Raw genomic sequence first — 22,071 nt, 5'->3', positions numbered from 1 at the left:
AAGCACCCTGCGGAAAAAAAGATGGTTAAAAATCAGCTATTATGGCTTCATTAGGGAAAAATTTTCTCTCGGGGAAGATAATGATAGATAAAACCGACCGTAAACTGCTCAATCTGTTGCAACAGGATAGTACGCTGTCATTACAGTCACTGGCTGAGGCGGTGAATCTGACGTCAACGCCCTGTTGGAAAAGGCTGAAAAAACTGGAAGATAATGGCATTATTCGCCGCCGGGTGACCCTGTTGGACAGCGAAAAGCTCGGCCTGGGTCTGACCGCGTTTATGTTTGTAAAAACCCAGAAACACAGTAAAGAGTGGTATCAGACCTTTGTGGGGCTGATCAATGAGTTGCCGGAAGTGATGGGCTGCTATCGGATGTCCGGGATCTATGATTATTTACTGCAGATCCAAGTCGCTGACATGAAAAGCTACGATGCCCTGTATAAAAGATTGGTGGAAGGGATTGAGGGTTTGACGGAAGTGACCTCCAGTTTCTCAATGGAAGAGATCAAATACACCACTGCGCTCCCGCTTAAACCGTAATCTGCAAGCTGATGAGAGCCCGCTGTGCTGCTTTTTCGATACTTACGTGATTATTTCTCTTCTGAATGGCGGCGCTATACCGGGGCCGTCAGCCTGCTTATCATTATTTCGCTGATGCAACTAGTGCCTCCGCACTTGGTAGGAATTATTGTCGACGGTATCAGCCACCACACTCTGAGCCGGCAACAGATCACGGGGCTTATCCTCGCCATGCTCCTGATTGCGCTGCTGGCTTATTTACTGCGTTATCTGTGGCGGATCCTACTGTTCGGTGCCTCCTACCGGCTGGCGGTGGTGTTACGGGAAAAATATTACCGACAACTGAGCCAGCAAAGTCAGCAGTTTTATCAGCAGCAGCGTACCGGCGATCTCTTAGCCCGTGCGACCAATGATGTCGATCGTGTGGTCTTCGCCGCCGGAGAAGGGGTACTGACCCTGATTGATTCGCTGGTGATGGGACTGGCAGTGCTGGTGGTGATGAGTACGCAAATCAGCGGCAAACTGACGCTGATTGCACTGTTACCGATGCCGGTGATGGCGTGGTTTATTAATCGCTGTGGAAAAACATTGCACCAGCGTTTTCGTCAGGCTCAGGCTGCTTTCTCCTCTTTAAATGACCAAGCGCAAGAGAACTTGACTAGCATCCGCATGATTAAAGCCTTCGGTTTGGAAAACTATCGTGCCCAACAGTTTGCCGAGACGACTGCTCTCACCAGCCAAGATAATGTCCGCGTCTCGAAAGTGGACGCTTTATTTGAGCCCTCTATCTATCTGGCGATTGCCGCCTCTAACTTTCTGGCGATAGCCGGTGGAGGCTGGATGGTATGGCATCAGCAATTGACTCTCGGACAATTAACCAGTTTTGTGATGTATCTTGGGCTAATGGTCTGGCCGATGCTGGCACTGGCATGGATGTTTAATATCGTGGAGCGGGGTAGTGCAGCCTGGGGGAGGATCTCGGCACTGCTTTCATTAGCGCCGGTACTGAAAGACGGACATCGTCGGTTACCTGATTTATCCGCACCCCTGCGTGCCGATATTGACGCCTTCCGTTATCCGGGGGCGGAGGCTGACAGTTTGACGGATATCCGCTTCCGGCTACAACCTGGCCAAACATTGGGGATCTGTGGTCCTACCGGCAGCGGTAAAAGTACGTTACTGGCGTTGATCCAACGTCACTATGAGGTGACTGCCGGACAGATCAGTTACCACGGGTATCCACTGCCTGAGATCGTGCTCGATGAATGGCGGCAACGCCTGGCGGTGGTTAATCAAAGCCCGTTTTTGTTTTCGGATACGGTGGCGGCCAATATCGCCCTGGGCGATCCCCATGCCAGCCAAGAGAAAATTGAGCAGGCCGCCATATTGGCGTGTATCCATGAAGATATTTTGCGTTTGCCAGAAGGGTATCAGACCCAGGTCGGTGAGCGGGGTGTCATGTTATCTGGCGGACAGAAACAACGTATTTCTCTGGCGCGGGCACTGCTGGTTAATGCCGAGATCCTGATCCTTGATGATGCAGTGTCTGCCGTCGATGCGCGTACCGAACACCGCATCCTCTCCGGTCTACTGAAACATCAGGGCAAACGTACCCTTATTATTACCGCCCATCGTTTATCCGCGTTGAGCGGTGCTGATGAAATCTTGGTATTACGGCATGGAAAAATCGCCCAGCGAGGCAGCCATCAGACTTTAGCGGATACCGCTGGCTGGTACCGTGAAATGTACCATTACCAACAGCTGGCCGCCTCCGTGACTGGGCACCCGATCCCACCGGCACAGGAGCCTTAAGTGACTCAGCCTGCTTCCTTTCTCAGTACCCTGTTGCGGCTGCTAAGTTATGCGGCCAAATGGAAAAAACAGCTTTGGCTGGCGATAGTATTACTGATCTTCGCTTCGGCGGCGCAGGTCGCTGGCCCAGCGCTGATCAGCGCCTTTATCGATCAGGTGATCACTACCCGACACTGGCAGTGGACGACCGTGCTGGCACTGGGAGGCGGCTTTGTGATCCTGCAGATGCTGGCCGCTTGGTTTAACTATCGCCAGTCGCTACTGTTTAACCGCATTGCCATTGGTATTGTGGCGACATTGCGTTGTCAGGTGATGGAGGCTGCCCTTAATCAACCTTTGCGTGCTTTTGACAGCCAGCCTGTCGGACAATGGGTCTCTCGGGTCACCAATGACAGTGAAGTGGTCAGGGATCTCTATATCTCGGTGATCGGCAGCGTGCTACGCAGCAGTATTCTGATTATTGCGATGCTGATCGCGATGTTTATCCTCAATTGGCAAATGGCGCTGATTGCCTCGGTCATTTTTCCGCTGGTGATGATCGTTATGGTGATTTACCAGCGCTACAGTACCGGTCTTGCCCGTTATGTGCGCCACTATTTGGCCGAAATTACCAATAGCCTTAATGAGGTGATCAGTGGAATGACGGTGATCCAGCAATTCCGTCGACAGAAAGCCTTTGCAGACCGCTTGCATCAGTACAACGAAAAGCACTACCAGGCGCGGATGAAGATCCTGCGTTTGGATGCACTATTACTGCGTCCGTTACTCAATCTGCTGACCTCCTCGGTATTGGCCCTACTGGTACTCTGCTTCAGTTTGGCCACCCCTGGTCATTTTGAGGTCGGGGTATTGTATGCCTTTATTGCCTACCTGGGACGTATTGAAGAGCCGTTAATCGAACTGACTAGTCGCCAGTCATTGTTACAGCAGGCTGTGGTCTCAGCCGAGCGGATTTTCGAACTGATGGATGCTCCGGCCCAGCAATATGGCGCGGACCAGCGCCCGCTAAGCGGCGGTGCAGTGACTGCCCGACAGTTGACCTTTGGCTACCATGTTGATCAGCCCGTGCTAGAGGATATCAATTTCCATCTACCAGCAGGTGGTTTCCTGGCCCTAGTCGGCCATACCGGTAGCGGTAAAAGTACCCTAGCCAGCCTGATCATGGGATATTATCCGCCGTCTGCGGGCACGTTGCAGGTCGATGGCCGAGCGGTCGGTCAACTGAGCCATCAGGTGCTCCGGCAGGGCATTGCCATGGTCCAACAGGACCCGGTGATCCTAGCGGAGAGCCTACGTGAAAATATCCGTCTGGGGCGGGAGGTCGATGATGCGCAAGTCACGGAAGCCCTGCACCGTGTCAGGTTGGGGGAGTGGCTGCAAACCTTACCCCAGGGTATCGACACCCCGCTGAATGAACAGGGCAGTGGTCTCTCTGCTGGGCAGAAGCAGCTATTGGCACTGGCGCGGATCGTCGTCGATGTGCCGCGGTTACTGATCCTCGACGAAGCGACTGCCAGTATCGACTCAGGTACCGAACAGGATATACAACAGGTATTGGCGTTGGTCAGGCAGGAAACCACACTGGTCGTCATTGCCCATCGACTGTCCACCATCACCGGAGCAGACCAGATTATGGTCCTAGAACAGGGCAGGATAGCCGAGCAGGGGACTCATCAGCAGTTGCTGGCGGCTGCGGGACGTTACCAGCAGATGTATCGGTTACAGCAGGCCGGGGTACAGTTGGCCCGCCACAGCGACTCTTAAAATCACTTAATGCGTCTTGCCGGTGAACGCCCACTGGCGGGCAGCATGGTGAGCACTGAGTGCTGGAATGCACCTGCTTAGACCATTTTTCTCGGAACTCTCTGATAAATGCACTGAAATAAGGCCGTATGCATTATTTTGGTGCATATCATTCGCCTTCTTTATGTCATTCCCCGTACTTTTATTTATTCCGCAGACAGCGGCCCCTTTTCCGAGACGGTTCCACGAAAAAATATGCATAATATTAATCGGATGGCATGATATTTGCTTAGACTAGTCCAGGTTCGATGTAACTTATAATTTCAATACCCGGAGGGAGTGATATGAAGCTGGTAACCGTGGTGATCAAACCATTTAAGTTAGAAGACGTGCGCGAAGCATTATCTTCCGTAGGTATCCAGGGACTGACGGTCACAGAGGTCAAAGGTTTCGGTCGCCAGAAAGGGCATGCGGAACTTTACCGTGGTGCAGAGTACAGCGTTAACTTTCTGCCGAAAGTCAAAATTGATATTGCTATCGCTGAAGATCAGCTTGATGAAGTTATTGATATTATTAGTAAAGCTGCCTACACCGGTAAAATTGGTGATGGGAAGATTTTTGTGTCTGAACTGCAACGGGTCATTCGTATCCGTACCGGTGAAACAGACGAAGCTGCGCTTTAATTTGACCTTTGATTGTTGAGGTAAGGGATAAACATGAACAAACTTCTGACGAAACTGGCGTTTGCCGGGGCTGCGCTCTCCCCGACACTGGCCATGGCTGCGCCTGCTGCTGCTGACCAGGCAGACAACGCATTTATGATGATTTGTACCGCCTTGGTGCTGTTTATGTCCGTTCCGGGACTGGCACTGTTTTACGGCGGTCTGATCCGCGGTAAAAATATCCTTTCGATGCTGACGCAGATCTCCGTCTCGTTTTCACTGGTATGTGTGATTTGGGTGATCTACGGTTATTCACTGACCTTCGCAGCCGGTAATAACTACTTTGGCGGTTTCCAGTGGGCGATGTTAAAGGATATCGAACTGAAATCCGTGATGGGCACCATCTACCAGTACATCCATGTTGCCTATCAGGCTTCATTCGCGTGTATTACCGTTGGTCTGGTGTTGGGTGGCTTAGCAGAGCGCGTGCGTTTCTCTGCGGTGCTGATCTTTACGCTGATCTGGGCCACCTTCTCTTACTTCCCAATCGCCCACATGGTCTGGGGTGGCGGTTTACTGGCGGTTGACGGCGCACTGGATTTTGCTGGCGGTACTGTGGTTCACATTAACGCCGCGGTGGCTGCGCTGGTGGGTGCCTATATGCTGGGCAAACGTGCCGGTTTTGGTAAAGAAGCACTGAAACCTCATAACCTGCCAATGGTATTTATTGGTACTGCTATCCTGTATATCGGCTGGTTCGGCTTCAACGCCGGTTCTGCAGCGTCTGCTAACGAAATTGCTGGTCTGGCATTCCTTAACACCGTTGTTGCGACTGCCGGTGCAGTGCTGACGTGGGTATTCGGTGAATGGATGCTGCGAGGCAAACCTTCACTGCTGGGTGCCTGCTCTGGCTTCATTGCTGGGCTGGTGGCTATTACTCCAGCTTGCGGTTACGTCGGTGTTGGTGGTGCATTGATCATCGGTTTGGCCGCGGGTCTGGCCGGTCTGTGGGGTGTTACAGCGCTGAAACGTTTCCTGCGTGTTGATGACCCATGTGATGTGTTCGGTGTGCACGGTGTTTGTGGCATCTTAGGCTGTATCCTGACCGGGGTATTTGCTTCTTCTTCTCTGGGTGGTGTGGGATATGCTTCCGGCGTCACTATGGGCCACCAGATTTGGGTTCAGCTGCTGAGCTGCCTAGTGACGGTTGTCTGGTCTGGTGTGGTTGCCTTTATTGCCTTTAAAGTAGCAGACCTGATGGTTGGACTGCGTGTTCCGGAAGACCAGGAACGTGAAGGGTTGGATGTTAATAGCCACGGTGAAAATGCTTACAACCAGTAATTTGATCCCGACTGCGGTGTGATACGCACCGCATAAAGCTGAAAAGCGCTCATTTGAGCGCTTTTTTTTGCACTACAGAAACATGATTATCGCTACCAGGAATAATCTTAATACCTGGCAAGGTCAGGCTTTTAATCCCCCGAGACAGGAATTAATTTCATTTTCTGCCAGAATTATCAGTAACCGAGGCAAATATGCACTATAAGTAACGCGTAATACACGTTGTTCATTTTGTTCACAAGGAGACGACATCAATGAAATCAATGCATATTATTACTGGGTTGGCGATTGCATTATCTGTAACAGCCTGTGCCGATAAAGCAGACACTCCGCCACCACCACCTACTGGCATCAGCGCACAGACGGCACAACCGGTGATTTCTGGCGCCATTTACCTTAAGCAGCGTATGGCCATCCCTTCCGGTGCTGTGCTGACAGTGACCCTGTCTGATGCTGCTGGCGGTTCAGGTCCGACCCGTGTGATTGCACAGAAAGTGCAACGCCTATCAGGTCAACAGCAGTCTCCACTGCATTATGAACTGGCCTTTAACGGTGCTGATGTTAACTCCCGAACCCAGACTCTGTTAAGTGCCGCAATTACCTTGGACGGTAAGGTGATTTATGCAGCAGACTCTCTGCAGCCTATTACCGCAGGTGCTTCACAGCGTCAGGATCTAACGCTGATCCCATTCCCTCAGGTTGCGGTTCCGGTCGTTGACGTTCCGGCTGTCGTCACTCCTGATGGTGGCGTGGTACCGGCAGTTCCAGCTGCACCTGTAGCACCAGGAGCTCCATAAGGGGTTACCCGCTGGTCAGGAGGGCTCTCCTGACCAGCGATACCGTGCAAGTGTGACTTTCCCTGCTGCATCGACTTCGATATTTTCTGCCCGTAATGCGGACTGCTGACGTTGTAAATCACTCCCCGTTAGCGAAATCTTCCCCTGACTGTTAATCACGCGATGCCACGGCAGTGTTGAACCTGCGGGTAGCTTCTTGAGGATACCACCCACTTGCCGTGCAGCCCGTGGATGACCCGACAGCCGCGCAATGTCCCCGTAGGTGGTCACCTTGCCAGGTGGAATAGAAGCCACTATTAGCCAGACTTGCTCTCGAAAGGATAGGGGGTCAGACATGTTAATTCCGCTAGTCGGGGAGAGAGAGGCAATAATACAAGGGTTGTGCTTAAGAAAACAACGGTCAGGACTGGCTGGGGTTGCAATTGCACAGCTCATCGCTGATAATGCCCCCGCTCTGAGAAATCAGAGCTCATCAATGGGGCCCTGTTGGTTCTTCCGCAATGCTAACCCGTGAACCCGGTCAGATCCGGAAGGAAGCAGCCGTAGCAGGTGACGCATGTGCCGGGATGTCGCTGGCAGGGCCCCACCCAATTAGCTTTATCATGCTGATTGACTCAAGACCTCAAGACCTCAAGACCTCAAGACCTCAAGACCTCAAGACCTCAAGACCTCAAGACCTCAAGACCTCAAGACCTCAAGACCTCAAGACCTCAAGACCGGCAGGACTGCGACCTTATTGCATGATCCTTCTATCAATCGTGGTAGGGAGTAATGAAAGTCAGGATCAGAAGTAGGACGTTAATGGGAGCGAGAAGGTGACCGCATAGACAGTGGACAAAAAATGCGGGCCCGCTCTTAACCGTTTCCCGCATTTCTGATACTACTCGCAGACTATCTCTGGTCACGCACACCGTCATGAAGCGCATCGGAGCTTTCTGGCGACAGCACCACGATTAGCGTACATGTCTCCAGACACTGGCTGGAACTTTATCGTAGAGTTTGTTCATGGTCAGTTCCGCCAAGCGATGGTCTGCGGCGGAATAAAAGACCACCAGTTCTTCATCTGATAATTCATATTTGTTCTTTTCGATAACCCGCTCAAGGGTATCGATAGAACGACAGCGTCTAAGTCGCATCAAATAATCTGTTTTGGTTAATGCGGTTTCACTCATAGTAGCGACTACTCCTGGCTAATGAATGCCTGATGACTGGCGCGCTGGCCAGCAGAGGCATCAAAAAATATTTTAACTAACTGCTTTGATGACATTTCCCAATACAGGAAGTCTTTTTTATTTACGGTATAGCGACTCAATAAGGTAAAGGTATCGTCAAGAAACGTATCAACCTGTGAAATCAGTACCTCATCTTCGGGATGCTTTAATTTATAAACAATTGTTACGTCAGCGATATGTTCGATTAAATCATTTATCTGAAGACTTTCTGGTGATGTTGGATCATTGATCCAGCAAAACTGCTGCGTATTTATCGAGGCATAGATCTCTTGCGAAAGACTTTCACAGAGAAACCGTAACTGCGCCACATCATACCGTTTAGGTGAGTATTCATCCATCTTTTCCACCTCTTATCCGTGGGCTGAATATGCTTCAGCGGAAACAGAAAGCTCAGTAGGAGTACACTCACTGAGAATAGCCAGAGACTTCGTGAAATAAAAAAATAACAGCATTCAGGATGATGCTCGAATATGACAAAAATAATTAAGTTATCCTAACGGATGAACCTTTCATCTTGCGATGATTTAATTCTTGAATCGATCCTTTTAATGACAAAAGTACCGGCAGTAACAATGAAATTAGAGGCGGTTTGCAGAAAAGCCAGTATTTCGATGCGGGAGACGCAGTAGTTACACCGACCAACAAAGTAGCTGATACTACAAAGAAGCTAACATTCTGCGAACCTGCTTATCAATAAAGATAACTCTGAAAACCCTTAGGAGATGAGGTCGTGGCGGGCGAGGGTGACGCTGAGAAACCTTTACGTCCGTCACTTAACTATTAGCACCTGAATACTGGGTGCGTCAATCTCTAGCCAGAGAAATCGTGACTTTTCCACGGAACGAGACTTTCATTTCTCATGCTTTTTCTTTAATATGTTATGTTATAACATTTTTGATTGCAGGCATTCCATGAACAGCAGTCCTTTACTTTTCTCAGCCTTCAGTCGCGCATTGGTGGCTGTACTGATTATTGTTCTTCTCTCTCTGGCTGTAAGCTGGGGGATCCGCGGATGATTCGTTTTAACGACTGCCAAGCAGGTTATGGGGGCCGAGCAGTGACCCCACTGGTCAATGGCGAGATCACCCCCGGTACCCTAACGGCATTGGTTGGGGTGAATGGGTGTGGGAAATCGACGCTGCTGAAAACGGTAGCCGGTCTGCAACCTGCGGTGGCTGGGAAATGTGAGGTTAGCCTGCCTCGCAAGAAAATTGGCTGGTTACCTCAGCGCAGCGACCTGGAACGCCAGTTTCCGCTGACCGTCTTTGAATTGGTGGCGATGGGCTGCTGGCCTCGTACCGGCTGGTTTCGGAGTATCAATGCGCAGCTTCGCCAGGAAATCTATCAGGCCCTGGCGGCGACTGGAATGCAGGAATTTGCAGAGGCTCGTCCGGCGATGTTGTCTGGAGGGCAATTACAGCGAGTACTGTTTTCCCGACTCTTGTTGCAGCAAAGTGACTTATGGCTACTGGATGAGCCTTTCAGCGGCGTGGACCAGCAGACCATTAGTTCTCTTATGACCCTTATCCACCGGCAGCAGCAGGCTGGCACCACTATTGTAGTGGTGCTGCATGACCAGCGTTTGGTGATGCAAAATTTTCGACAGGTACTCTCTCTCGAAGGGGAGCGAGCCCACTGGTACCACACCACAGATAAGCAGGAAAAGGCATTAAATCTATGTTGTTAGTTCAGCCGTTTATTGAGTTTGCCTTTATGCGTAAGGCCTTGGTGGCCTGTGTGGCGATTGCGATCAGTGCCACACCACTCGGGGTGTTTCTGTCGTTGCGGCGTATGAGCCTAGTGGGGGATGCGTTATCCCATGCAGTACTGCCCGGCGTCGCATTGGGGTATCTGATTTCGGGGCTGTCGCTGGTGGCAATGGGTATCGGAGGACTGATTGCCGGGCTATCGGTGGCGCTGCTCTCCGGAGTAGTGAGTCGTTTTACGCCTTTAAAGGAAGATGCTAGCTTCTCGGGCTTCTACCTTGGAGCACTGGCCCTCGGCGTTACCCTGATCTCACTACGCCGCTCTGGTGTTGACTTACTGAATGTCCTGTTTGGGTCATTATTGGCGGTCAACAGTTCAGCTTTGATTATGGTCGCGTCCATATCTGCCGTCAGTTTGCTGGTGTTGGCGCTGATCTATCGTCCACTGGTGATCGATGCTTTTGATCCGCATTTTCTGCATATGCAGGGGCGTTGGCATGCACCGCTGGTACACGGCATCTTTCTGATCTTGGTGGTGATGAATTTAGTGGCCGGTTTTCAGATCCTGGGGACTTTGATGTCAGTCGGGCTGCTAATGCTACCCGCTGCCAGTGCCCGCTTCTGGAGTTATCGCTTAGAGCGCATCTTGGGTGTAGCGATCCTGATTGCTGTTCTCTCCGCTTGGTTGGGATTATCGGCATCTTGGTACGGGTCATTACCGGCCGGGCCAGCCGTTATTCTCTGTGCGACGGCTTTCTTCTTTATTTCGGTGTGTGTCGGTCCCTGTGGAGGGATTTTCCGGCGTATTAATGGCTGATAATGACAGGTGATAGTAATGAAAAAAACGCTCTCTGCAGTATTACTCGGTTGTGTGCTATTTACTCCTGCGGTAATGGCAAAAACAGTGCATGTGGTGGCAAGCTTTACCGTACTGGCAGATATGGTTCGCCAGATTGGCGGACAGTACGTTGAGGTGAAAAGCCTAGTGGGTCCAAACGGTGATCCGCATACTTTTGAACCCTCTCCGCAGGATAGTGTGGCGCTGGCCAAGGCCGATGTAGTCATTATCAGCGGTCTGGGGCTGGAAGGTTGGATGGAGCGCCTGATTGAGGCTTCTGGCTATAAAGGTAAAGTCATGGTCGCGTCCAAGGGTGTCAAGACCCGCACCATGGAAGAAGACGGTACGGTGATCACTGACCCTCATGCCTGGAACAGTATGGCGAATGGGGTCATCTACGCGCGCAATATCAGCGAAAGTCTGCAAAAGGCTGACCCACAGGATGCTATAGCGATCCGTAAGCAAGGGGACGCCTATATTCAGCAGTTACAGGATTTGGATACTCAGACTGCTGCGGAATTTGCCGCCATCCCTGTAGCCAAACGCCATGTTCTTACCAGTCATGATGCCTTTGGCTATTTCGGCGAACGTTATGGGGTGACCTTTATGTCACCTATCGGCCTGAACACCGATGAAGAAGCCAGTGCTTCACAGGTGGCGGCTTTGATTACTCAGTTGAAAACTAACCATATTCATCGTTACTTTATCGAAAACCAGACCGATCCGCGCCTGGTCCAACAGATTGCCTCGGCCGCCGGAGCAACTCCTGGAGGGGAGTTATACCCAGAAGCCTTATCACCGGCAGGTGGCCCAGCGACCACTTATGTGGATGCCTTCAAGCATAATGTCAGTGAGTTGCTGAAAAGCATGCAGTAATGCACAGTAAACAAAAAACGGCCTGCGGGCCGTTTTTTGTTTCTATTGTTAATCACGATTACAGCAGGCCATTGCCCACTCAAAAAGCTCGGTGAGATGGCGTTTATTTTTTCTTGCCTCCTTGAACAGCTTTAAATCGGGGGTTGCTTTTACAGATAACAAATACCCGGCCATGGCGGCGAACCAGTTTACAGTCTGGATGACGTTGTTTGGCGGATTTTAGAGAACTGAGGACCTGCATAGAAAACTCCTGTGATAATAATAAAACACTGATCAATGAAGAAAGGACGACAGTAACATTGCCCCGTGAGCAGAGGGCTGCCAACGCTATATTGAATATTCACTGTCACAGCGCACGGCTCTCATCCTGAGTCACGGTCACATTCCCGATAATACACATGCTAAAGCTACCACTGCCCCAAGAATGCATTGTTATGTTATAACATAACTTAATTATTGCAGTGTTTTACCCCCTATGCAAGGTAAGTCGGTAGGCGATCGGGCACCAAAAAATAAGTATAAAAAAAGAGGCTGCCGGAGCAGCCTCTTAGTATCACCCTACATAAGCTGATAATCAGTGATCTGTGGTTTCTTCAGTATGTTTAGTTGGGGACTGTTTACTGAAGCGGCGACGAACCACCACAAAGAACACCGGCACTAGGAAGATCGCCAGACAGGTTGCGGTGAACATACCACCGATGACCCCAGTACCTACCGCATTTTGCGAACCGGAACCGGCACCGTTGCTGATTGCCAGTGGCAGTACCCCGAGGATAAACGCCAGTGAGGTCATCAGAATTGGACGTAAACGCATACGTACCGCTTCGAGTGTTGCCTCAACCAAGCCTTTACCTTCTTTATCCATCAGGTCCTTAGCGAACTCGACAATCAGGATGGCGTTCTTCGCCGACAGCCCGATAGTGGTAAGCAGGCCGACCACAAAGTAGACGTCGTTGCTCAGACCACGCAGAGTGGTGAACAGCAGCGCACCGACTACCCCGAGTGGCACCACCAACATCACCGAGAACGGTATTGACCAACTCTCATACAACGCAGCCAGACACAGGAATACCACAATCAGAGAGATGGCATACAGGGCAGGCGCCTGGTTGCCAGACATCTGTTCCTGATAGGACATACCGGTCCACTGATAGCCGATACCGGCTGGCAGTTTGGACGCCAGTTGCTCCATTAACGCCATCGCCTGACCTGAACTGGCTCCAGCGGCAGGTTGTCCCAGAATTTCCATGGAAGGCAGACCGTTATAACGTTCCAGACGTGGAGAACCGTATTCCCATTTCGCGCTGGTAAAGGCCGAGAAGGGGACCATCTGGTCATTACTGTTGCGCACATACCACTTATCGATATCGGATGGCAGCATACGGGCATTGGCTTCACCCATCACATAGACTTTCTTCACACGGCCACGGTCAATAAAGTCGTTGACGTAGCTTCCCCCCCAGGCGGCGCCTAAGGTTGTGTTGATATCAGAGATGGACACGCCGAGCGCATTGGCTTTTTCCTGATCGATAATCAGTTTGTACTGTGGCGTATCTTCCAGGCCGTTCGGACGAACACCACTCAGTACATCAGGATGTTGTGCCGCCATCCCCAGTAACTGGTTACGGGCCGCGGTCAGCTTTTCATGACCCAGGTTGGCCTGGTCGATCAGCTCAAAGTCGAAACCGGTGGCATTCCCCAGTTCGATAATCGCTGGCAGGTTAAACGGGATCACAAAGGCATCTTTGATCTGACTTAAAGCGCCCATGGCCCGGGCCGCTATCGCCGGTACTTTATTATTACTGCCTTCACGCTGATCCCAAGGTTTCAAGCTGACAAAGGCGATACCGGTATTCTGTCCACGACCGGAAAAGCCGAATCCGTTCACGGTAAACACCGATTGGACGTTAGCTTTCTCTTTAGTCAGGAAGTAATGGGTTACCTGATCCAGTACTTTCTGTGTCCGCTGCTGGGTTGCTCCTGCCGGTAACTGTGCTTGAGCCAGTAACAGCCCTTGGTCTTCACTCGGTAAGAACGAGGTCGGTAGCTTGACAAACAGCCAGACCATTGCCACCACCAGTACTAGGTAAATCACCAGATAACGGCCGGTACGCTGAATAATGTGGCTGACACTGTTGACGTAGTGATGGGTGCTTTTCTCAAAGATACGGTTAAACCAGCCAAAGAAGCCTTTGGTCGCGCCGTGATCACCTTTTTTCACCGGTTTGAGGATAGTGGAGCAAAGCGCAGGAGTCAGGATCAATGCCACCAGTACCGACAGACCCATCGCCGAGACGATAGTCACGGAGAACTGACGGTAGATAACCCCGGTTGAGCCGCCGAAGAATGCCATTGGAATAAAGACCGCAGACAGAACCAGTGCAATCCCGACCAGAGCGCCTTGAATTTGGCCCATCGACCGTTTGGTCGCCTCTTTGGGAGGCAAACCTTCCTCTACCATCACACGCTCAACGTTCTCGACCACGACGATGGCATCATCCACCAACAGACCGATAGCCAGTATCAGCCCGAACATCGTCAGGGTATTTATCGAGTAACCCAGTGCATTAATAATGGCAAAGGTACCCAGTAATACGATAGGCACGGCAATGGTTGGGATCAGCGTGGCGCGGAAGTTCTGCAGGAACAGGTACATGACCAAGAACACCAGCACAATCGCTTCAAACAGGGTTTTGAAGACCTCGAAAATCGAGATTTTTACGAAAGGCGTGGTGTCATAAGGGTAGACCACCTGCAGGCCATGTGGGAAGAATGGCTCCAACTTACTCAGCTCGGCTTTCACCGCCGCCGCAGTATCCAGTGCATTGGCACCGGTCGCCAGTTTGATCCCAAGGCCGGCTGCTGGTTTCCCGTTATACCGAGCAATGATTTCATAGTTCTCACCGCCCAGTGCGACTTTGGCCACGTCACCCAGGGTAACCCGTGAACCATCAGTATTCACTTTCAGCAAGATCTTTTTGAACTCATCCACCGAGGTCAGACGGGTCTGTGCAATGATAGAGGCATTCAACTGTTGACCTGGCGCTGGCGGGGTACCACCTAGCTGACCGGCTGCCACTTGGTTATTCTGCGCTTTAATAGCGGAAATCACATCCACCGGCGTCAGTTTGTAGTTATCCAGTTTGGCCGGATCCATCCAGATACGCATCGCATACTGCGCACCGAACAGCTGAGTATCCCCAACACCCGGAGTACGGCTGATCGGGTCTTTAATATTAGAGGCAACATAGTCGGCGATATCGTTCTGGGTCATGCTGTCGTCATTGCTGACGAAACCTGCAACCATCAGGAAACTGCTGGACGACTTTTCGACACTGATCCCTTGCTGCTGTACTTCCTGAGGCAGCAGAGGTGTCGCTAGTTGCAGTTTGTTCTGCACCTGAACCTGAGCAATATCCGGATCAGTCCCGGCGGCAAAGGTCAGGGTTAACTGTAAGGTCCCAGATGAATCACTGCTGGACGACATATACATCAGGCCATCGATACCGTTCATATTCTGTTCGATAACTTGGGTAACGGAGTCCTGAAGGGTTTTTGCATCTGCGCCCGGGTAAGTCGCCTGGATCTGAATCGCCGGTGGAGCAACTGCGGGATATTGCTCAATCGGGAGTTTCAGAATCGACAACGCCCCCGCCATCATCACGATGATGGCGAGTACCCATGCAAATATCGGGCGATCGATAAAGAACTTAGCCATGGATCACTGGCTCCTGTAAAAACGAAGGTTTGCCGGAAAATTACTGCGCATTGCTGTTATCGTTGGCATCAGGTTTCACTTCTTCTGGAGTGACCTGAGAGCCCTGTTTAGCACGCTGTAGTCCGACGGTGATCACCCGGTCACCGGATTTCAGTCCGCTGGTTACCAGCCACTGGTCACCGATAGCCTGCGACGCATCGACGTTACGGACATCCACTTTGTTATCCGCACCCACAACCATTGCCGTCGCTTGACCGGTCGGTGTGCGGGTAATGGCCTGCTGCGGCACTAACAGGGCATTCGGGTTAGTCCCTTCGTCCAGTTTGGCGCGTACAAACATGCCTGGCAGTAAGCTGTGATCCGGGTTAGGGATAATCGCACGTAAGGTAATTGAGCCGGTAGTCTGGTCGACAGAGACATCGGAAAACTCAAGGGTACCGGTCTGGTTAAAGGTCTGTCCGTTATCCAGTTCCAAGATGACCTTGGCTTTACCGTTAGTCTGCTTCAACTGGCCGGATGCCAGCTCTGAGCGCAAGCGCAGGAACTGATCACTGGATTGCGTCACATCGACATACATTGGGTCCAACTGCTGAACCGTCGCCAAGGCCGTGGTCTGACCGCTCTGTACCAGAGCCCCTTCAGTCACTGCTGATTTACCGATACGGCCGGAAATTGGCGAACTGACTTTAGTATAAGCAAGGTTAATGCGGGCAGATTCCACAGCCGCTTTAGCGGACTGTACTGCCGCGTTGTTCTGTGCGGCGGTGGCTACAGCCGTATCATATTCCTGCTGGCTAATATATTGAGTGCCCAGCAGGGGTTTATAACGGCGTACAGTCAGTTCGGCGATACGGGCATTGGCTTGCGCTTTGGCTAAATCGCCGAGGGCGCTGTCATAAGCCGCTTGGTACGGGGCAGGGTCAATCTGATACAGAGATTCACCTGCGCGGATGTCACTGCCTTCAATGAAGTTGCGTTTCAGGATGATTCCGGAAACCTGAGGGCGGACTTCGGCCACTCGCCAGGCGGTGGTGCGGCCGGGTAATTCGGTGGTCATGGTCAGCGGGGCGGCTTTAAGTGTCACCACGCCCACTTCAGGAGGCTGCTGTGGGGCGGATTGCTGCGATTTATTGTTATCACATCCGGTGAGTGCGACGCTCCCGGAAAACATCAGAATGGCCGCCAGAGGTGACAATCCTCTGTTTCTTTTCATAGTAAAACCTCTAGTGTCCGGAATGAAATCTGGCCGCAGTGTTCTGAAAAAAAGGGCTGCGGCTGTGTAATTACACAAGCCATGGTATAGTACATATATACATGAATGTATGTAAATCATTAAGTCGCCCGCAGACAGGCGTGCGGCACGTTATCACACTGAAAGAAGCCCCCTATGGCACGAAAAACTAAACAGCAGGCATTAGAGACGCGTCATCAGATTTTGGATGCTGCACTGCATTGCTTTTCCACCCGCGGCGTGTCGTCCACATCGCTGGCGGATATTGCTACCCGGGCAGGTGTCACCCGGGGTGCTATCTACTGGCACTTTAAAAACAAAAACGACATTCTTAATGAAATTTGGTTGCAATGTGATGAATCCCTCGATCAGCGCGAACTGGAACTCCAGGACACTTACCCGAATGATCCTTTGGCACAGATGCGGGCACTGCTGGTCACCTTATTACAGTCCACGGTACGGGATAATTCCCGCCGTGCATTAATGGAAATAATTTTCCATAAATGTGAGTTTGTTGGAGAAATGGAAACCTTCCATAAAATACAACAAACCATGCTGCTAGAGTGTTATCCAAAAATAGAGTTATCGTTAAATAAGTGTATTAACGCCGGTCAACTTCCCGAAAAACTGAATACCCGTCAATGCGCGGTGATGTTGCGCAGTTATATGAGCGGACTGATGGAAAATTGGTTATTTACACCGACAGGTTTTGACCTGGAAAACGATGCGGAGACGCTAGTCGGGGCTTTTATCGACATGCTACGTTTTAGCCCACTATTACTGAACCGTTAATTGTGCCGGTCTCAGTGCATCATTTCTGCAGTGGCGCCTGTTGTTTTAGCTTGCGGACATAATCTTGCTTGACGATGTCCAACGCGGCTAACACCAGTTGCGGTGGAAGCTGGTTTTCCTCTAAAAGCATAATTAAATCAACGGCAAGCTTTATTTCTTCAGGGGCGGATTCCAAAGCCATAACGTTAACCTGTTCTGTCAGAAACTGTTTTATCTCTCTGTGCGGTGAGCAACGGAGTGCGGATAGCCATCAGTGATACCATTGTCATTCGGGTTGGGCAAGCATTGTGTGAAACGCTACTTCAACTGTACAGTGCCGCCTGCCAGTGGCAGCGATTGACTTCAGCACGGCAGCGCGCCAACCGTTGTTCAAGTGTAGTGATTTCGCGGGCAATCGCCTGCTGCTGTTGCAAGGTCTCCGCCTGCCCCAGTAACTGTTCCTGATGGGCAAGCTTCTCCAGTAAACGGCGCTCGTAACCACTGTTTTGCTGATATTGCTGTTGCCAGTAGTGGCCTTCAGTCTGGGGGAGAGGCGTGCGGGCCTGCGGGGTGGAAAGTTCTCGGCTTAATCCTTGACACTGATCCGCCATTTTTTCCGCCAGCCAACGAAATGCCGGCTGATGGCCATCCTTCATCTGCTGTAATTTGACCAGATGTTGCCGCATCTCAGCCAGACATGCGGCAAGGGTATTCTCTTCATTATTGAATAAGCGATTGTCAAAGCGCCGCCCTAAGACCGGACGCTCGCCCGTTCGCTGGCACTGACTCTCAAGGCAGGCAAGAATATACTCAAACTGTTGTATGGTTTTCTGTTTATTCATCGTTTTTTCACTGGCGGTCAGTACCGCGATAAAGGGGCTTTCAGGAGGAGATGCCGCTCAGTACGACAGAATAAAATGACATTCTTCCGGCCATAAGGTTGCATTTATCCCGCAGTTTGCTTAAATTTACCGGTTTTCCTACGCAGATTCCGTCCGCATTATTATCTGTCACAGCCTAGTTTTTTGATACTGGGCCGGCAGCGGGCTGCGTGTTTCTAAGAATTTACCAGGCATACCATTATGAGCGTAACTGAGCAACAGCTTGAATCCATTAAGAATAGCATCAAAAGTGTTCCCGATTATCCAAAGCCGGGGATCCTTTTCCGTGATGTTACCGGACTGCTGGAAGATGCCAAAGCCTATTCAGCAACTATTGACATTCTGGTGGAGCGTTATCGTAATAAGGGCATCACCAAAGTGATTGGCACCGAAGCCCGTGGCTTCTTATTTGGTGCGCCGGTGGCCTTAGGACTGGGTGTCGGTTTTGTGCCGGTTCGCAAACCGGGTAAATTGCCGCGTGAGACGTACAGCGAATCCTTTAGCCTGGAATACGGCACGGATACCCTGGAAATGCACACCGATGCAGTTAAACCGGGTGACGTAGTGCTGGTAGTCGATGATCTCCTAGCGACCGGTGGCACCATTGAGGCGACGGTAAAACTGATCCGTCGTGCCGGTGCAGACGTCCACGATGCTGCGTTTGTGATTAATCTGTTTGACCTCGAAGGCGAAGCCCGCCTGACTGCGCTGGGCCTCGAGTGCTTCAGTGTGGTTAACTTCCCGGGACACTGATCTCCGCGCTCCCCGGCCCACAGCCTAAAAACATAGGCAGCGGGTCGGGTGACTGATACACTAGCGATCACGTTTGTTGATCAATCAACATCGATGACTTACAACTCACGTGTGCGGATGCAGAGCAGCGGCACCGATGCGCTGTATGATGTTTTAACCCCAATCCAGTGACTGAATTTCCATGAGTTATCAGGTTCTTGCGCGAAAATGGCGACCTCAGGTGTTTGCGGATGTCGTCGGTCAACAGCATGTACTAACCGCGCTGGCCAATGGTTTGTCATTGGGCAGACTCCATCACGCCTATCTGTTCTCCGGTACCCGCGGGGTCGGTAAAACCACCATTGCCCGACTGCTGGCCAAGGGACTGAACTGCGAACAGGGCATCACCGCCACTCCCTGTGGTCAGTGTGAAAATTGCCGTGAAATCGAGCAGGGACGTTTTGTCGATTTAATCGAAATCGATGCTGCCTCTCGTACCAAAGTCGAAGATACCCGAGACCTGCTGGATAACGTCCAGTACGCCCCAGCACGAGGCCGTTTCAAGGTCTATCTGATCGATGAAGTCCATATGCTGTCTCGGCATAGTTTCAATGCCTTACTCAAGACGTTGGAAGAGCCGCCCGAGCATGTGAAATTCCTGCTGGCGACTACCGATCCGCAAAAGTTACCGGTCACTATTTTATCCCGTTGTCTGCAGTTTCATCTTAAAGCCTTGGATGTTACGCAGATCACCCAACAACTGACCCATATCCTCGAGCAAGAACAGATTGCCTCCGAGCCGCGAGCCCTGCAACTCTTAGCCCGGGCTGCCGATGGTAGTCTACGCGATGCGTTGAGCCTGACCGATCAGGCGATTGCTATGGGACAGGGCAATGTCAGTGCCGACACGGTTGCTGCCATGCTAGGGGCATTGGACAATGATCAACCACTGGCGTTGATCCAGGCTTTGGCCGCCGGTGAAGGTGGCGCGCTGATGCAGCAGTTACAGGAAGCAGCTAGCCGTGGCACCGAATGGGAAGCCCTGCTAGTGGAAATGCTACGTTTACTGCATTGCATCGCCATGTTGCAATTGTTGCCGTCGAGTCTCGGTGAAGAATTCCTGGCCCATGAGCAGATATTGCGTGAGCTGGCCCGCAAACTGCCGCCAGAAGATGTGCAGTTGTTCTATCAGACCCTGTTGGTGGGCCGAAAAGAGTTGGCGTTTGCCCCAGATCGACGCATGGGGGTGGAGATGACCCTGTTGCGGGCATTGGCTTTCCATCCGCAGGCCGAAATCAGCGACGCGGCGACTGTCAGTCACCGCACTGCACCCGTTCGTCAGGTTGCACAGCCTGCAGACCGTACTGACGCGCCGGCAGCCTCCGCTCCGCCGCAGAGTGCCTCGGCGGCTCCCACCGAGAGTGCTGCCAACCCTGCTGCATTATCAGGGACCACCAGCCAATTATTGCAGGCTCGTACCGAACTGCTCAGGCGGGGGACTCCGGCCACAAAAAAGACTAAGCCGGCGGTGCCTGACGCGCAGCCGGCACAGCGCGCCCTAGACCGACTGGCCTCGGTGACCGACAAAGTCGCCAGCATTGCAACGCATAGCGATGCCGCGGCTAAACCGGTAAAAACCGAGCGTTATCGCTGGAAGGCTTCACAGCCGGAAACTGAAGCGGAACCGGTAACTACTCCTAAAGCACTGCGCAGTGCACTGGAGTTTGAAAAAACGCCGGAATTGGCTGCACGGCTGGCGGAAGAGGCCCGCTTACGTGATCCTTGGGCGGCAGAGATTGCTAACCTTAATCTGCCAAGACTGGTGCAGCAGCTGACCCTGAATGCTTGGAAGCAGCAGGAGGGTAATCTTATTACCTTGCATCTGCGTTCTGCACAGCGTCACCTGAATACCGCTTCTGCCCGTAAGGCACTGGCGGACGTTTTATCAGCAGCTGCAGGGGAAACGGTTGAACTGGTTATCGAGGAAGATGATAATCAGCAGACACTGACGCCACTGGAATGGCGACAGGCAATATATGATGAGAAACTGGAGCAAGCACGCCAGTCGATCAGCGACGATCCGCATATCCGGACCCTGCAAAAACTATTTGATGCGGATCTGGATCCGGAAAGCATCCGACCCGTTTAACATGCTGCAGGTCATCATCGGGATGGCTGTGGCCTAAGCAGAGAGAGAAAACTATGTTTGGTAAAGGTGGTCTGGGCAACTTAATGAAGCAAGCCCAGCAAATGCAGGACAAAATGGCCCAGGCCCAGGAAGAGATCGCGAAAATCGAAGTGACCGGTGAATCCGGTGCTGGCCTGGTTAAAGTGACCATCAATGGTGCACACAACTGCCGTCGCGTAGAAATCGACCCAAGCCTGATGGAAGATGACAAAGAAATGCTGGAAGACTTGGTCGCAGCGGCGTTTAACGATGCAGCGCGTCGTATCGAAGAAACCCAGAAAGAGAAAATGGCGTCTGTCTCTTCCGGTATGCAGCTGCCTCCTGGCTTTAAGATGCCATTCTGATGCAGACCAGCCCGCTTCTGGAATCACTGATGGAATCTCTGCGCTGTCTGCCCGGTGTCGGGCCTAAGTCAGCGCAGCGGATGGCTTTCCAGTTACTGCAACGGGATCGCAGTGGTGGTATGCGCTTGGCGCAGGCGCTGACGCGGGCCATGTCGGAAATCGGCCATTGCAGCCACTGTCGTACCTTTACGGAGCAGGAAACCTGTACCATCTGTGCTAATCCGCGCCGTCAGGAAAACGGGATCATCTGTGTGGTGGAAAGTCCTGCCGATATTCATGCAGTGGAACAGACCGGGCAATTTGCCGGCCGTTATTTTGTGCTGATGGGCCATTTATCCCCTCTCGACGGAATAGGGCCGGCGGATATCGGACTAGATATCCTGGAGCAACGTTTGCAGGCAGAGCCGATCCGTGAAGTGATTTTGGCAACCAACCCCACCATTGAAGGGGAGGCCACTGCCAACTACATCGCGCAGCTTTGCCATCAGTACAGCGTCGACGCTAGCCGCATTGCCCACGGTGTTCCGGTGGGTGGTGAACTAGAGATGGTAGACGGTACCACCCTGTCGCATTCTCTCGCCGGTCGACAAAAGTTCAAATATTGATCTCGCGCTGATGTTTTTTCTGAACATCAGCTTGAAAATCTGTCCCTTATCCCCATCTCTGTTGCTGACATAG

Annotated in this window: 22 protein-coding genes and 1 other RNA gene; 15 read left to right on the top strand and 8 right to left on the bottom strand. The window is 51.8% G+C overall.

Annotation, left to right across the window (positions count from 1 at the left end; genetic code table 11):
• Positions 1-80 precede the first annotated feature (80 nt).
• The 6 genes from DW47_RS0107205 to DW47_RS0107180 all read left to right on the top strand — a co-directional run bounded on the left by DW47_RS0107205 (position 81) and on the right by DW47_RS0107180 (position 6,876).
• On the top strand, positions 81-542 hold the full coding sequence (locus DW47_RS0107205; protein WP_029685726.1) for an Lrp/AsnC family transcriptional regulator: 462 nt from the start codon (positions 81-83) through the stop codon (positions 540-542).
• A 24-nt stretch (positions 543-566) separates the two neighbouring features.
• The gene (locus DW47_RS0107200) at positions 567-2,333 is read left to right on the top strand and encodes a SmdA family multidrug ABC transporter permease/ATP-binding protein (protein WP_029685725.1); all 1,767 of its coding nucleotides are present in this window, start codon (positions 567-569) and stop codon (positions 2,331-2,333) included.
• A complete protein-coding gene (locus tag DW47_RS0107195; protein ID WP_029685724.1) occupies positions 2,334-4,097 on the top strand; it encodes a SmdB family multidrug efflux ABC transporter permease/ATP-binding protein in 1,764 nt (587 codons plus the stop codon). It begins immediately after the preceding gene.
• A gap of 323 nt (positions 4,098-4,420) precedes the next feature.
• Positions 4,421-4,759 carry a P-II family nitrogen regulator gene (gene glnK, locus DW47_RS0107190; RefSeq protein WP_025902464.1) on the top strand — a complete coding sequence of 113 codons (339 nt, stop codon included), beginning with the start codon at positions 4,421-4,423 and terminating at the stop codon, positions 4,757-4,759.
• 33 nt (positions 4,760-4,792) lie between these two features.
• Positions 4,793-6,079, top strand: a complete 1,287-nt coding sequence (gene amtB / locus DW47_RS0107185) for an ammonium transporter AmtB (protein WP_029685723.1) — start codon at positions 4,793-4,795, stop codon at positions 6,077-6,079.
• Between the two features lie 254 nt (positions 6,080-6,333).
• A complete protein-coding gene (locus DW47_RS0107180) occupies positions 6,334-6,876 on the top strand; it encodes a YbaY family lipoprotein (protein ID WP_051150861.1) in 543 nt (180 codons plus the stop codon).
• Between the two features lie 15 nt (positions 6,877-6,891).
• Here the strand turns inward: DW47_RS0107180 and DW47_RS0107175 are convergent, their stop codons facing one another.
• Positions 6,892-7,212 (bottom strand): MGMT family protein, encoded by a 321-nt coding sequence (locus tag DW47_RS0107175; protein WP_029685721.1) that lies wholly within the window; start codon positions 7,210-7,212, stop codon positions 6,892-6,894.
• Positions 7,213-7,360: 148 nt separating this feature from the next.
• Between DW47_RS0107175 and ffs the strand changes: the two genes are divergently transcribed.
• Positions 7,361-7,457: signal recognition particle sRNA small type (gene ffs / locus DW47_RS16925), an RNA gene on the top strand.
• A gap of 372 nt (positions 7,458-7,829) precedes the next feature.
• Here the strand turns inward: ffs and DW47_RS0107165 are convergent.
• Together DW47_RS0107165 and tomB are read right to left on the bottom strand one after the other, a co-directional pair.
• The gene (locus tag DW47_RS0107165; RefSeq protein ID WP_029685719.1) at positions 7,830-8,048 is read right to left on the bottom strand and encodes an HHA domain-containing protein; all 219 of its coding nucleotides are present in this window, start codon (positions 8,046-8,048) and stop codon (positions 7,830-7,832) included.
• 8 nt (positions 8,049-8,056) lie between these two features.
• Positions 8,057-8,446: an Hha toxicity modulator TomB gene (gene tomB / locus DW47_RS0107160; protein WP_029685718.1), complete on the bottom strand. Its 390-nt coding sequence runs from the start codon at positions 8,444-8,446 to the stop codon at positions 8,057-8,059.
• Between the two features lie 674 nt (positions 8,447-9,120).
• Between tomB and DW47_RS0107155 the strand changes: the two genes are divergently transcribed.
• The 3 genes from DW47_RS0107155 to DW47_RS0107145 are packed head-to-tail and all read left to right on the top strand — an operon-like array spanning position 9,121 to position 11,528.
• Positions 9,121-9,795: a metal ABC transporter ATP-binding protein gene (locus DW47_RS0107155; protein WP_051150860.1), complete on the top strand. Its 675-nt coding sequence runs from the start codon at positions 9,121-9,123 to the stop codon at positions 9,793-9,795.
• Complete coding sequence (locus DW47_RS0107150; RefSeq protein WP_029685716.1) at positions 9,786-10,631, top strand: metal ABC transporter permease; 846 nt, start codon at positions 9,786-9,788, stop codon at positions 10,629-10,631. Before DW47_RS0107155 ends, DW47_RS0107150 begins: the two co-directional genes overlap by 10 nt.
• Before the next feature lie 18 nt (positions 10,632-10,649).
• A complete protein-coding gene (locus DW47_RS0107145) occupies positions 10,650-11,528 on the top strand; it encodes a metal ABC transporter substrate-binding protein (RefSeq protein WP_029685715.1) in 879 nt (292 codons plus the stop codon).
• 103 nt (positions 11,529-11,631) lie between these two features.
• On the opposite strand, the gene ykgO is transcribed toward DW47_RS0107145, so the two are convergent.
• The 3 genes from ykgO to DW47_RS0107130 all read right to left on the bottom strand — a co-directional run bounded on the left by ykgO (position 11,632) and on the right by DW47_RS0107130 (position 16,459).
• Positions 11,632-11,769 carry a type B 50S ribosomal protein L36 gene (ykgO, locus tag DW47_RS0107140; protein WP_029685714.1) on the bottom strand — a complete coding sequence of 46 codons (138 nt, stop codon included), beginning with the start codon at positions 11,767-11,769 and terminating at the stop codon, positions 11,632-11,634.
• A gap of 333 nt (positions 11,770-12,102) precedes the next feature.
• A complete protein-coding gene (locus DW47_RS0107135) occupies positions 12,103-15,246 on the bottom strand; it encodes an efflux RND transporter permease subunit (protein ID WP_051150859.1) in 3,144 nt (1,047 codons plus the stop codon).
• A 40-nt stretch (positions 15,247-15,286) separates the two neighbouring features.
• Positions 15,287-16,459 carry an efflux RND transporter periplasmic adaptor subunit gene (locus DW47_RS0107130; RefSeq protein WP_029685712.1) on the bottom strand — a complete coding sequence of 391 codons (1,173 nt, stop codon included), beginning with the start codon at positions 16,457-16,459 and terminating at the stop codon, positions 15,287-15,289.
• 174 nt (positions 16,460-16,633) lie between these two features.
• On the opposite strand from DW47_RS0107130, the gene acrR reads away from it, so the two are divergent.
• Complete coding sequence (gene acrR / locus DW47_RS0107125; RefSeq protein ID WP_029685711.1) at positions 16,634-17,269, top strand: multidrug efflux transporter transcriptional repressor AcrR; 636 nt, start codon at positions 16,634-16,636, stop codon at positions 17,267-17,269.
• Positions 17,270-17,288: 19 nt separating this feature from the next.
• On the opposite strand, the gene rsmS is transcribed toward acrR, so the two are convergent.
• Together rsmS and priC are read right to left on the bottom strand one after the other, a co-directional pair.
• A complete protein-coding gene (rsmS, locus tag DW47_RS16920) occupies positions 17,289-17,450 on the bottom strand; it encodes a pleiotropic regulatory protein RsmS (RefSeq protein WP_071846619.1) in 162 nt (53 codons plus the stop codon).
• Positions 17,451-17,571: 121 nt separating this feature from the next.
• A complete protein-coding gene (gene priC / locus DW47_RS0107115) occupies positions 17,572-18,090 on the bottom strand; it encodes a primosomal replication protein PriC (protein ID WP_051150858.1) in 519 nt (172 codons plus the stop codon).
• A 240-nt stretch (positions 18,091-18,330) separates the two neighbouring features.
• Between priC and apt the strand changes: the two genes are divergently transcribed.
• The 4 genes from apt (at position 18,331) to recR (ending at position 21,998) form a co-directional block, all read left to right on the top strand.
• A complete protein-coding gene (apt, locus tag DW47_RS0107110) occupies positions 18,331-18,882 on the top strand; it encodes an adenine phosphoribosyltransferase (protein WP_029685709.1) in 552 nt (183 codons plus the stop codon).
• Between the two features lie 181 nt (positions 18,883-19,063).
• A complete protein-coding gene (gene dnaX, locus DW47_RS0107105; RefSeq protein ID WP_029685708.1) occupies positions 19,064-21,010 on the top strand; it encodes a DNA polymerase III subunit gamma/tau in 1,947 nt (648 codons plus the stop codon).
• A 53-nt stretch (positions 21,011-21,063) separates the two neighbouring features.
• Complete coding sequence (locus tag DW47_RS0107100) at positions 21,064-21,393, top strand: YbaB/EbfC family nucleoid-associated protein (protein WP_029685707.1); 330 nt, start codon at positions 21,064-21,066, stop codon at positions 21,391-21,393.
• Positions 21,393-21,998 (top strand): recombination mediator RecR, encoded by a 606-nt coding sequence (gene recR, locus DW47_RS0107095; RefSeq protein ID WP_029685706.1) that lies wholly within the window; start codon positions 21,393-21,395, stop codon positions 21,996-21,998. The genes DW47_RS0107100 and recR overlap by 1 nt, the downstream gene beginning before the upstream one ends.
• Positions 21,999-22,071 lie beyond the last annotated feature (73 nt).

Origin of the sequence: Tatumella saanichensis (assembly GCF_000439375.1) — a bacterium.
Classification (GTDB): Bacteria; Pseudomonadota; Gammaproteobacteria; order Enterobacterales; family Enterobacteriaceae; genus Tatumella; species Tatumella saanichensis.
This window is presented reverse-complemented; position numbering and strand designations above follow the sequence as displayed.